The organism is Pseudomonas sp. GM49 (assembly GCF_000282355.1).
Lineage (GTDB): Bacteria > Pseudomonadota > Gammaproteobacteria > Pseudomonadales > Pseudomonadaceae > Aquipseudomonas.
This window is the reverse complement of record NZ_AKJL01000009.1, coordinates 1-12,077: the sequence shown is the minus strand read 5'-3', so window position 1 is coordinate 12,077 and position 12,077 is coordinate 1. Positions and strand designations below refer to the sequence as shown.

Below are 12,077 nucleotides of genomic sequence, written 5' to 3'. Positions count from 1 at the left end.
ATTACCTTTTTATCAGTGACTTCAAACGTGCCGGGCCATTTGCAGGCTCACGGAATGACTGCGTTGCATGTCGGCAAAGACCTGCTCGATCTGTCGGGTGCGGACCTGCATCGCCTGGCCGTAGTCATCGACCAACCGGGTGAGGTAGGCAGTGATCTCTTCGCTGATCGCCATGCGCACCCGCACGTCCGCCAGGTGCTCCGCTGCCTGGGCCTGATGTACGCCGCTCTGGACCTGCAAACCGCCCTGCACCGCCACATTGCCGAACTCGGTGACGGCCTGAGCCGTTTGCAGATTGGCGGCATAACGCGCCAGGGACACGGCATCGGCGCCGTTGGTGATGAAACTGCGCAACTGGGTCAGCATCTGCGTCAGTGAGTTACCGGCCGTTGAAGCGGCCTGCTTGAACACTTGCATCGCGGCAGGCGCGACCCCGCTGATTGCCGAGGCCAGTTTCGAAGCGATGGCGCCGAGTATTGGCCCAATCACCTGCGCCCCGACCACGGCCACCAATGCCACGGCCGCCAGCGTTGTGGCGATACCCTGAATCATGGCGGCGATTTGCGCGATGTCTTTCGCGGTCTCCGGGTCGACTCCAAACGCCACCAGCATTTTTGTATAAATCTCGGTGAACAGCTTGATGGCTTCCTGCATCACCGTCGTCAGCGGCTTCATGGCTTCGGCCATGAACGACACGCCGGTCGCTTGCTGGACCACTGCGTCGGAAATCATCACCGCCGCGCCAATCACGCCCACCGCGATCAGCACCGGGTTGGCGGTCAACACGCCGGCAGCAATGGTCGCAACGGTCAATATCGCACCGACGATCTTGCCAATGCAGCCCATGGTCTTCTGCAGCGCCTCGGCCTTGCGCACTTCTTCCAGATACTTTTCCGACTCGAGCTTCATGTGTTCCTGAAGCCTGGTTTGCAGCTCCTGGAACAACTCCTGACTGAGCTCCTCCTTGTTCTGCGCCGACTCACCGAGCATCTCGATAATCTTCAAGCGATTGAGCAACGCCAGTGCGCTGCTGCTCAGCGCTTTTTCGTTGGACTCCTTCACCGAGGGTCCAGCGAGTCCGGCTTCTTGCACCTTCACAGCCACCGCGGCCAGCGTTCTGGCGCAGGCATTGGCAATCTCGATCAGTTTCAGGTGAGCATCGGTCGCCTTTTGCAACGATTGGGTATGGCCCGTCAGTTCACCTTTCAGCTTGTCACGCAGTGCCACTTCGCGAGCGTATTCCGGTGATTCAGGATCCAGTTCCGCCAACCGTGCCTCACTCTCATCCAGCAGTCCCTGGACCTGCCGAACCCGCTCCTGCAACTGATCGAGGTGCTCCTGGCTGCTGCCGATCTCACCTTCGGCGGCTTCCAGCGTCTCGACGGCGGCGGCGTATTCAGCCGCCAGTTTTTCATGCCCCTGCTGCCTGGCGCCGGCCATGCTTTGCAGCATCGCCAGGCGGTTTTTCAGTTTGTTGACGTCGACTTCGCCGATCAACTCGCTGATCATCGCCATCAACAGCGTGAACAGATTACTGTTGGTTTCCTGTTTGTTGCCGTCAGCGCGCGTAGGTGGCACGTGTAGCAAGGGTCTGCCCGCACTGGCAACGGATGGGCCAGGCTGGCCTTCGTAGCTCACCGACATCAGGCGAGCCAATGCCTCTTGGCCGGCCTTCTGATAATCCGCCGTCCTGGCCGCTTGACTGGCAGCCTTGCCATATTTTTCAAAGGACTCGTTTCGACCGGTCAAGCCCGAGAATGCCGGGTTGAAGGTACTTCTGATTTCACTCATGTTCAGTCTCCGAACAATCCTTTTCAATGTGACTCAAGGTGTCGAGATACACCTGAGCCTGTTCGCGCAAATCGTCTTCCGTGGCTTGCTCAAGCACATATTCGAAGCACAGTCTGGCCTTGCCGACCTTGCCCAGCGCCAAGTGACACTGGCCGGTGTACAGCATCGGTCGGTAGTCGCTCTTGCCTTGGGCGAAGGCGATCGCATACAGGTCGATAGCTTTCTGGTGGTCCTGCTTGAGTTGGTACACGGCGGCCAATCCCATCCAGTAATGGCTGTTGTTGAAATCGTAGATGCACAGGAAGTGGAAGAACTTTTGCGCATCGTCCAGCCGTCCCTGTTCGTAGAACTGGAACGCGAAGGCATAGAGACTGTTCATGTGCTCGTCACTGATGCCTTGCACGTCTTTCAATGCCGCACCACCAAGCACTGCTTCCACGACATCGAGGGCCACTTGTTCATCTGGTTGTTTGTCGCGACTCATCAGCCACACTCCTGAAAAACGTCAGCGCTGCTGACGACTGCATTGAGCCAAAGCGCTGCTGAGTACGCTGCCAAATTGCGCTCATGCCAACGTTTGGAGGAAAAAGGAAAAGGGAGAAATCAGGCCTGCTCGACCTGTTCGAGCCAGATCAACAGACGCAGGACTTCTTCAATTTCCTGTACTTGAAGGAAGCTGTAGCGCTGGTGGGTTTTGAAGATCCGCCGGGCCAATGCGATGTCATTGATCACCGGCACCCCGACTTCCCTGGCATAGGCTCGTACAGCCAGAGCGCGTTGGTTGGTTTCCATCAGGGAGATAAACGGCAGCACGGTGATTTCCGGGCGGAAATACACACCGATGGCAATGTGCGTCGGGTTGGCGATGATCATCCGCGAGCTGCGCACATCGGATTTGATTTGCTCCGACAGCAACTCACGATGCAGGTCACGACGGCGTCCCTTGATCTCGGGATTGCCATCCTGTTCCTTGTGTTCGCGCTTGACCGAATCCTTGTCCATCATCTGATCTTTCATGAACAGCCAGTATTCGCTCAGCGCATCGAGCACGACGATCAGCAGCACGCATCCGAGGAACGCCAGCACCAGCACCAGCAACAAGTGGCCCCAGATTGCGAACAGATCCGGGGCTTGGGCGAACAGTTGGGCAAACAGCAGTTGCCGCTGGGTGATCCAGACAATCCACAGGGCCAGGGCAAAACTGCCCAGGTACAGCAGCGCTTTGACCGTGTCCTTGACCGTGCGCAGGCTGAACAGTTTTTTGAAGCCATTGATCGGGTTCAACGCTCCCAGATTGAGCTTCAAGGCTTCGCTGGCCAGGGCGAAACCGCTTTGCAGCAGTGCAGGCAATGCGCTGGTCAACACACAGACCAGCAGCAACGGTAACAATGCCTTGAGCCCGACCAGCACCAGCGTCGCCGAGTACGCTTGCAGGTCCACGTCAAAGTCACTGGCAATGATGCGTCGATAGACTTCCATGACCTCCACCAGCGAGCTGTTGAACACCATGTAGGTGATGCCGCAGAGGGTCAGACAGGTGATCACCAGGTCCTTGGCCTTGAACGTCTGCCCTTTGCGTGACGCATCGCGCAGACGCTTGGCGGTGGGTTTCTCAGTCTTCGAGGCGCTGGACGACATCGGCAGCCTCCCCTTCGCGGCCCAGATAATGTTCCAGCCCTTGGGACTTCATGCCCATGCGCAGGACTTCGTCCGGCAGGTGCACGCCGAAATACAGTATCAACACCACCAGCGCCACCAGGCTCTTGACCGTCAGCGACACCGAGAAAGCATTCATTTGCGGCGCATACCGCGAGAGCAAGCCAAGCAGCGCTTCGCTGATCAACAGCGTGGCCACCACCGGCGCGCTGATCACCAGTGTCTTGCTCACCAGCGCGTCGAGCAGGCTCAGCAGCGACTGCAGGTGCATCTCGCACCCACTGGCCGGAGTGCAAATACGGTAGCTGTGGCCAACGGTTTCGAGCATCAGCAGCATGCCCCCGCCCTCGAGATAAACCGCCGCGGCGAACAACTGGAGAAAATTTGCCAGCTCCGACGTATCGACTCCGTTGGCCGGGTCCACGGTGCTGCTGAGCATTGCCCCGCGCTGGTTGTCGATCAGGTTGCCCATGGCGTGCAATACCCAGAACGGCCAGCACAGCAGGCATCCAAGCAGTACACCAATGCCGGCCTCGCGCAACATCAGACCGAAGAATGCCAACCCATCGAGGTCAGGCAGCGGCACCCCCACATAAGCCTGGAAACCCAACGCCACCAACACAATGACAGCCTGACGTGGCGCGCCCGTGAGCACCCCACTGTTGAGAAACGGCAACATGAAAAAAATCGGCGCCAGGCGTGCAAACCCCAGGATGGCGGCGGCAAACCAGGTGTACAGGTCGAAAAACAGCGTCACCGACATCGCGCTAAGCCAGCGCCAGGCGGATGACTTCTCGACTGAAGTCGAGCAAAGTTTCGCCGTACCAACCCGACAGCAGGAACAGGCACGCGGCGACGGCCAGCAGCTTGAAACCGAACGGCAGGGTCTGCTCCTGTAACTGGGTCACGGTCTGAATCAGACCGACCACCAGACCGACCACCGTGGCGACAATGATCGGCCAGGCCACCATCAACAGGATCAGGTACAGGGTTTTATTACCGGCATAGACCAGATCGTTCATGAGCCCGCGCCTATGCCAGCAACGTCAGGTATTGCTTGACCAGCCCGGTGGACAGCAGCGCCCAGCCGTCCAGCGCAACAAACAATACCAATTTGATCGGTACCGAAATGATCACCGGGCTCATCATCATGCCCAGCGCCAGCAGGATGCTGGAGATCACCAGATCGACGATCACGAAGGGCAAATACAGGTAGAAGCCGATCTTGAAGGCGCTTTTGATTTCACTCAATGCGTAGGCCGGCAACAGGGAAAATAGCGACGGCACGAGTTCTTCATCGGCAGGCAAAACGATGTCGGACTCACTCTGCACCGCTTGCGCCCGCTCGAAGAACAGCGCCAGTTCCGGGTCGGTGTACTTGCGCAGGTAATCCTTGTAGCCGCCCAACCCGTTCTCGGCGAAATTCACCACCGACTCGATGTCGGTAAAAGCCACCTGTTCTTCCTTGTAATAGCCATAGCCTTGCTTCAGTACCGGCGTCATCACGAAAATCGCCAGCATCAAGGCAATCGCATTGAGGGCCATGTTCGAGGGCACCTGCTGCAAACCCAAGGCGTTACGCACGATGACAAAGACAATGGAAAACTTGATGTAGCAGGTGCCGGCCGCCACCAGAAACGGCAGCAGTGAAGCGAATGCCAGCAGCGCGATCAGCGAGACGTCGTTCATCGCGGCATTCCGTCCGGTGAACCGTTGCGATAGACCTCGAGCAACTCCACAGCCAACTGCTCTTGCAGTTGCACCAGTTCGCCACGGGCCACCGGCTTGCCATTGGCGCGCACCTCGATGTGCCGCGCCGCATCGTCCGCCAGCGGGATCAGTTGGCCCGCGATGATCCGCGACAGCGTGGCCAGGTCGATTTCCCGGGCCGCGAGCAAGAACTCCAGACGCACCGGCAAAGCGCCGAGGTCAAAATCGGGATCGGGATCGGGATCCGCCGTGCTTTGGGCGTCAGTCGCGGTCGATAGCATGTGTATCCCCTGTTCTGTAAAGGTGAAAGCGCCGAGGCATTGATGCCCCACGTAGCATCGTTGCGAACGCTGAATGATTCGCAGGACATCGCCGGCCTTCAGCCGTATCCCGTGTCTGAGGTGACTCGCCCCCAGCACCAGCTTCAGGCGCAGCGGCAAATCGCTCAGCCATGAGTCGGCGTCCAGGGGCCGGCTGGCGGCCCGTGCCGGTGGCAATCGGGTCAACCACAGGCGCCCGCGAGGCGTGTCAAGCCATGGCAGTTCTTGCGGGGGCAATTGCCCGGGAAGGACCCCATCGACGTCAGATATTTGCCGGTAGTGCAAGTCGTCTACCTCCAGCAGCAAGGGTTGCGGCACCGCGCGGAACAGTTCGGCGATGTTCTTCAGCGAGCACTCGACCAACAGTAACGACCGCAACCCCGGGAGTGATCGATGCAACCAGTCGCGGGCGTCGATCAAACCCCGCCATTCCCCACCCTCGCCTGATGCGCGAAAACACAGATAGCCCGATTGCCCTGGCGGATGGCCGGAACCGGCGTCGACATCCGCGTTTCGCCAGCGTCGTATCGCTTGCGCGGCGGCATGCGCCCGGGCGTTGATCCGGCGCAACTTCAGTGCGCTCATGCGCCCTGCCCGGCGTCTTCGGTCTGCTCGTCGTCCGGCGGCTGCCGCGAGCCCTGGCGCTGCTGCTCGCCGTCGCTGTCGGTCAGGCGCCAGGCGGGTTCGCGGACGTGCTCCAGCGACACTTTGAGTTGTTCGAAAACCAGGGCATTGCTCGGGCTGAGTTGCAGGTTGCGGGTGGGCTCATCGGCCACGCGGCTGATCGTCACCTGCCCGCTGGCGGTACCTTTATTGAACGGAACCTGCAGCAAGCCCCGGTCGGCAACCGGCAGGGTTTCGATGATCGGGTCGAGGGCAGGCGGCGCTGGCGGCATCCCGGGCGCCGAGGCCGCAGGTGATGCAACTGTCGGCACATGGCGCGCGGTCGGGAGGCTCGATAAGGCTTCGGGCCTTTGCCCTTCGAACTCAAATATCGAGGGTGCACCTGGACTGGCGGCACGGTCGACCGATAGCGGTTCGACGATGTTTGATGGGCGCTCGGTCGGCCCTGGCTCAACAACGATCCGAGTCGGCAGGTTTGTCGGTGTCGGTGTCGGCGCGACAGCCCTGTCGACAACAGGCGCAACGTCAGCCACCGCTGGCAACAACCGAGGCGGCACAGGTCTACTCGACAGCGGCTGCGCTTGTGGATGAGCCACCTGTGGCAACAACCGAGGCTGCACAGGTTTACTCGACAGCGGCTGCGCTTGTGGATGAGACACCGGTGTGAGCGGCCGTACTTCGTCGAGTTCAGCAGCCGGCTTTTCCGGGAGCGTGACAATCGCCTGCAAAGTGATTGCGCGACCAGTGTCCATCAGGGGCCGATGACGCAGGATCAACGGTGCCATCAGTTCCAGCACACCTTGCGGCAGCTCATCCTCCCGCACCGGCACCAGCCTGTCGTGCAACTCGTCCATCGGCTCTTCGGTGACGGGGTCCAAGGGTTGAACCGGCAAGGGTGAAATTACAGATACGTTGCTCATCGCGGAACTCCACTCATCTCTTCGGCCTCTCTTTCTTCCCGGCGCACCTGCTCCAGTCGTTGCCCCCGCAACAGCTGCTGAACAGCCCCTTCGTACTTGTCGTGTTTGCGCTGCACGAACCGCAGTTGCTCGCGCTGCTCCTGCAACGCTTGCTCAATCTCCCGGCACTGCTGATCGACCCGGTTACGCTCGACGCGCAACAGCTCGATCTGCCGTCGAATGACCGCCTGCCTTCGCAACAGCGCCAACAGTTGCCCGTGATCGAGCACACAGTCATTGGCGCGATGGCTGGCCAACAAACCGTGCAGCGCCGCCTCTTGTCGGTCGAAAGCGGCCCGCTCCAGGACCAGCGGCTGCAGTTGCTGCCGGGTACGCGCTATCAGCAGTTGACCGCGTTGCCGACGGAACTGGCTGAGCGCCAACAGGCGAAGACGATCGGCTAATGGATTCATGCCATGACCCCCTGCAATTGGCCCAGGGCCTCGTCCGGCTCACAGTATTCGCCCGTGGGCTGGCGCAACCACTGGTAGAGGGCTGCACGGCGTTGCAGCGCCTGGTCATTGGCGGCGTCCGCGCCTGGGCTGTACTCGCCCATGTCGAGAAAAATCTGCAGCTGCTCAAGCCGCGTCAGCGTTTCCCGGGTCACCGCCGCCAGTTGCTGCACCTGCGGTGGGGTGACTTGCGTCGCCACGCGACTGACGCTGCGCAACACATCGATCGCCGGGTAGTGTCCCTTGGCCGCCAGCGCACGGCTGAGATAAATATGGCCGTCGAGGATTGAGCGAATCTCTTCGGCGATCGGGTCCGGTTCGTCGTCACTTTCCAGCAGCACCGTGTACCAGGCGGTAATGCTGCCGGAGGCAGTCACCCCGGGCCGTTCCAGCAGGCGCGGCAAGGCATCGAACACCGAAGCCGGATAGCCTCGTCGCGCCGGCGCTTCACCCGCGGCCAGGGCCAGATCGCGACGAGCCCTGGCGTAGCGCGTCAACGAGTCCAGCAACAACACCACACGCTGGCCCTGGTCACGGAAATACTCGGCGATGGCCGTAGCCTGCAGGGCCGAGTTACAGCGATCCACCGAGGAAAAATCCGAAGTGGCATACACCACCACGCATCGTGAGCGTATTTCAGACTGACGCAGATGCTCGATGAATTCGGTCACTTCACGTCCGCGCTCACCGATCAGGCCAATGACAAACACATCGGCGTCGGTATGGTTGATCAGCATATTGATCAGGGTGGTTTTGCCGGAGCCAGCGGCGGCAAAAATGCCGATGCGTTGACCGACACCGCAGGTCAGCAAGCCGTCGATGACCCGAATACCGGTGCGCAACGGGGTGTCCACCGGGCGCCGCTGCTGGTATGACGGCGGGTCGGCGTCCACCGGATAGTCCTGTTGCGCCAGCGCCGTAGACGGTGCCAGACGCTCGACGATAGTGCCTTGAGGGTCGACTACGCTGCCGAGCAAGGCATCACTGCACGTCAGTTGCAGGATCGAGCCCGTGGGAACGATCATCGACTCCCTGGACAAGCCCTTGGCATCGCCGAGCAAACTGAGCAGGACCGCGCCGGGCTTGAAGCCAATGACCTGCGCCCTGGCCGCTACCTCAGGCAAGCGCCAATGCCGGCGCACTTCGCAGACTTCACCGATCACTACGTCGCCCAGCGCCGCTTCGATCAATGGACCACTCAAACGCAAGGGATGGGCACCGTACCGTTGCAGCCGGATTTTCATCGACGCAACAGCTCGCACAGTGTTTCAAGCGCCAGCACAAAAGAGTCGAGGGCCTGGGCGAAATGCCCGGCGTCACTCAGGGCATCGGCATTGGCCATCAACCGCAGTTCCAGGCGCTCCTGAACCTCGCACAGATGCAATTGCCCGGTGCGGGAAAAGGCGTTGCCTTCGAGCAAAAACCGTATCAACTCACCGGCACAATGATGGGTAAACTGCGGGCCGGCTTCGGCGACCACCGCCCAGACCCATACATCGCCCTCCACCTCGGCGACGCTGACATCAGGCAGGCTCTTCATCTGCATTTCGATTGTACTGTGACTGTCGAAGTGCCCTATCTGGCTGTCCATACAGCCGCTGTGCCGCAGCGCTTCGCGTAACAGGTCGGCAATATCCGTCGGAACCATTTGCAGTATTTCCTTATAGTGTTTTGATGACATTGACGGAGACGGTTTCGGAGATTTCGCCGAACGACATCACGTCCAGCTCCCGGAACCGCCCCTCGATCAGCTTCTTGATGTAGCGCCGCACATCGACCGAACACAGCAACACCATGTCCTTGTGTGCAATGTGCAGACTGTCCAGGCCAACACTCAGCCGGTCCATCAGCTCTTCCGACTCGGCCGGTTCCAGGTTGATGAAACTGCCGCCCGAGGTTTGCCGGATGCCCTTGCGCACCACCTCTTCGAACTCCGTCGACAACAGCAACACCCGCAAGTCATTACCCTGGGCAAACTTGTTGCTGATGTAGCGGGCCAGCGAGCCACGAACGTGCTCGACCAGCGCCAGCGCGTCTTTTTCCCGGGACGCCCAATGGGCCAGGGACTCAAGAATCAGCTTCATGTTGCGCACGGAAATGCGCTCGCCAATCAGGCGCTGCAGCACTTCGGCGATCTTCTGCACGGTGACGTGGCGATAGACTTCCTTGAGCAGATCGGGACAGCGGGTTTCCATTTCGTCGAGCAGTTGCTTGGTTTCCTGCACGCCAAAAAACTCCTGGATGTTGCGCGCCAGCAAGGTGACCAGGCAGCGGTAGCATTCCTCGTCCGCCGGACGCAGGTGATAGCCCAATTGCTGCACCCGTTCCTGGTCGGTGGCGTTGACCCACACCCCGCCCAGGCGATTGCTGTCACTGCCGTGCACCAGGGCAAAGCCCAAGGGTTCCAGCTCCGGCGAGTAGTCGAGCAGCCGCCAGTGATCGAAATGGATATCGAATTGCTCGGCGCGCACTTCGTTGATCAGCACCGCCACTTGATGCGCCGGCAAGGCTTCGCTGGCGCGCAATTGCGGCTCGGGAATGCGCAGCCCGTAATCGACGAAAAACTGGCTGCGAAAACGTGCCGCCCAACGGGCCCTGGTCAACTCATCGAGGCGCGCGGTGGGCACCAATAACATCAGCGGGATGGTTTCGGTGGCGACGTTATCGATGTCCTCGAGCAGGCCCGAGCCGGTCTGCATGGCTTGGCCCTGCGTCGACGATGGACGGCTGTCACCCTGACCCTCGCCCCTGGAGGCCTTGCGCCGGCGAACGAATACCAGCAGTGCCAGGGCCACGGCGATGGGCAGGAAGGTCAGCAGCGGAAAACCGGGCAACAGGCCGACGCCCACCGCCAGCAGCGCCGTCACCCCCAGCACGAACGGATGACCGAGCATCTGGGCGAGCATGTTGCGCCCCAGGTTGGCGTCATCGCCGTTGACGCGGGTGACGATGAAGCCGGCGCCGATGGCGATCAGCAACGCCGGAATCTGCGCCACCAGACCATCGCCGATGGTCAGCAGGGTGTAGGTCGACAAGGCGGTGGACAGGTCCATGCCCATCTGCCCGACGCCAATGGCCATGCCGCCGATGAAGTTGACGAAGATAATGATGATGCCGGCGATGGCATCGCCCTTGATGAACTTCATCGCGCCGTCGAACGAGCCGTACAACTGGCTTTCGCGCTCCAGCACGCTGCGCTTTTCCTTGGCTTCCTCGGCGGTAATGGCGCCGGCCTTGAGGTCGCCGTCGATGCTCATCTGCTTGCCGGGCATGCCGTCCAGCGAGAAGCGCGCCGCGACTTCGGCCACCCGTTCCGAGCCCTTGGTGATCACGATGAACTGGACAATGGTGACAATGGAAAAGATCACGAAGCCCACCACCAGGCTTTCGCCGATCACGAACTCACCGAAGGAGGCGATGATCTCCCCCGCATCAGCCTGGCTGAGGATCAGCCGGCTGGTGCTGATCGACAGCGCCAGGCGAAACAGGGTGGTCAACAGCAGCAACGCAGGAAAGGTCGAGAAACTGAGGATGCGTTCGATGTAGAACGACCCCATGAACACCAGCAGCGAAATCACGATGTTCAGGCCGATGAGAAAATCCACCAGCACCGTCGGCAGGGGAATGATCAGCATGGCGATGATCATCACCATCAGCGTCAGGATCAGCAGCTCCGGACGAGCGCCGACGTTGCGCAAAAACACATTGAGCATGGCAGGTCAGCTCCGGAAAAAAGTCATGGGCAGCCGCCGAGACGTCGCCGCTCTTTACATTCGTGGGCGTAGGCAATGTCAGCCAGTCGGGTGAATTGTTCTGCCAGGCGCAGTGGCGCTCGTTCATCGGCAAACAGTTGCGGCGGCAACTGCAGGCTGTGCCGGCGCACCTTCTGCAGCAGCGTCGAGCGCTCGTGGTGCGGGCTCAACAGCACGCGCTCACCCAACGCACCGAGCAACAACTGGTCGAGCTCATCGGGGTACGTCAGCACGCCGAGCAGGAACACCAGCCAGTCGGGCTCATTGGCGTTGTGCCGGCAGATGAGTGCATCGCCGAGCAGTTGGCTGATAAACAGCTCATCGGCTGAGCGCAGGCGCTTGAGGTCGGTCACCCTGGCCAGCAGTTGACCGAACTCCACGCGCGAGCAACTGGGGTCCTGGGCACTGATATCCGTGAGCAATGCCGCTTCGATGAAGGACAGCACCGCCATGCGTTGTGACGGACCATACAGTGCGATCCAATCCTGATAACAACTGATCGGGCCCTCGTCGGACTCCAGAAAATCCCGGTAGGTCTCGCGCAACAACCCAGCGCGCACCGCCATGTTCGCTCCGAACATCCTGGCTTTGAGGGCGGCGTTGATCCCGGCATTCATACGCTTGGGGGAGCCTTGGGCAACCACAGTCTGTAAAAGCGTTTCAAGTCGCTGACGGGTGGTCTTTTCCAGTTTCTTGCGACGTAACAGCTCTCGCAGCACCAACGCCAGATCACTGTCATCGGGGAACAGCTGTCGCACCATTTGCAGCAACCAGGTGACCGGCTTGTCCGCCAGCCGCGCGAGGCTGAGCACC

At 60.5% G+C, this 12,077-nt stretch carries 13 protein-coding genes; all 13 read right to left on the bottom strand.

Features of this window, described 5'->3' with window-relative positions:
- Positions 1 to 21 precede the first annotated feature (21 nt).
- Positions 22 to 1,791: a type III secretion system translocon subunit SctE gene (gene sctE / locus PMI29_RS28400; RefSeq protein ID WP_007993429.1), complete on the bottom strand. Its 1,770-nt coding sequence runs from the start codon at positions 1,789 to 1,791 to the stop codon at positions 22 to 24.
- Positions 1,784 to 2,275, bottom strand: a complete 492-nt coding sequence (sicA, locus tag PMI29_RS28405; RefSeq protein ID WP_007993427.1) for a type III secretion system translocator chaperone SicA — start codon at positions 2,273 to 2,275, stop codon at positions 1,784 to 1,786. Before sicA ends, sctE begins: the two co-directional genes overlap by 8 nt.
- A 119-nt stretch (positions 2,276 to 2,394) precedes the next feature.
- Entirely contained in the window at positions 2,395 to 3,429 is a 1,035-nt protein-coding gene (locus PMI29_RS28410) for an EscU/YscU/HrcU family type III secretion system export apparatus switch protein (protein WP_007993426.1), read from the bottom strand.
- Positions 3,404 to 4,210: a type III secretion system export apparatus subunit SctT gene (gene sctT / locus PMI29_RS28415; protein ID WP_007993425.1), complete on the bottom strand. Its 807-nt coding sequence runs from the start codon at positions 4,208 to 4,210 to the stop codon at positions 3,404 to 3,406. Before sctT ends, PMI29_RS28410 begins: the two co-directional genes overlap by 26 nt.
- 4 nt (positions 4,211 to 4,214) lie before the next feature.
- Complete coding sequence (locus tag PMI29_RS28420) at positions 4,215 to 4,469, bottom strand: EscS/YscS/HrcS family type III secretion system export apparatus protein (protein WP_007993424.1); 255 nt, start codon at positions 4,467 to 4,469, stop codon at positions 4,215 to 4,217.
- Positions 4,470 to 4,479: 10 nt separating this feature from the next.
- The gene (locus PMI29_RS28425; RefSeq protein WP_007993423.1) at positions 4,480 to 5,136 is read right to left on the bottom strand and encodes an EscR/YscR/HrcR family type III secretion system export apparatus protein; all 657 of its coding nucleotides are present in this window, start codon (positions 5,134 to 5,136) and stop codon (positions 4,480 to 4,482) included.
- Positions 5,133 to 6,062, bottom strand: coding sequence for a FliM/FliN family flagellar motor switch protein (locus PMI29_RS28430; RefSeq protein WP_007993422.1), 930 nt, complete (start codon positions 6,060 to 6,062; stop codon positions 5,133 to 5,135). Before PMI29_RS28430 ends, PMI29_RS28425 begins: the two co-directional genes overlap by 4 nt.
- Positions 6,059 to 7,021 (bottom strand): SpaN/EivJ family type III secretion system needle length determinant, encoded by a 963-nt coding sequence (locus PMI29_RS28435; protein WP_007993421.1) that lies wholly within the window; start codon positions 7,019 to 7,021, stop codon positions 6,059 to 6,061. The genes PMI29_RS28430 and PMI29_RS28435 overlap by 4 nt, the downstream gene beginning before the upstream one ends.
- Complete coding sequence (locus tag PMI29_RS30695; protein WP_007993420.1) at positions 7,018 to 7,473, bottom strand: type III secretion protein; 456 nt, start codon at positions 7,471 to 7,473, stop codon at positions 7,018 to 7,020. The genes PMI29_RS28435 and PMI29_RS30695 overlap by 4 nt, the downstream gene beginning before the upstream one ends.
- Positions 7,470 to 8,756, bottom strand: coding sequence for a type III secretion system ATPase SctN (sctN, locus tag PMI29_RS28440; RefSeq protein ID WP_007993419.1), 1,287 nt, complete (start codon positions 8,754 to 8,756; stop codon positions 7,470 to 7,472). The genes PMI29_RS30695 and sctN overlap by 4 nt, the downstream gene beginning before the upstream one ends.
- Positions 8,753 to 9,160, bottom strand: a complete 408-nt coding sequence (locus tag PMI29_RS28445; protein WP_007993418.1) for an invasion protein B family — start codon at positions 9,158 to 9,160, stop codon at positions 8,753 to 8,755. Before PMI29_RS28445 ends, sctN begins: the two co-directional genes overlap by 4 nt.
- 13 nt (positions 9,161 to 9,173) lie before the next feature.
- On the bottom strand, positions 9,174 to 11,225 hold the full coding sequence (locus PMI29_RS28450) for an EscV/YscV/HrcV family type III secretion system export apparatus protein (RefSeq protein WP_007993417.1): 2,052 nt from the start codon (positions 11,223 to 11,225) through the stop codon (positions 9,174 to 9,176).
- A 23-nt stretch (positions 11,226 to 11,248) separates the two neighbouring features.
- On the bottom strand, positions 11,249 to 12,077 hold an 829-nt coding region (gene sctW, locus PMI29_RS28455), incomplete at its 5' end, for a type III secretion system gatekeeper subunit SctW (RefSeq protein WP_033051901.1).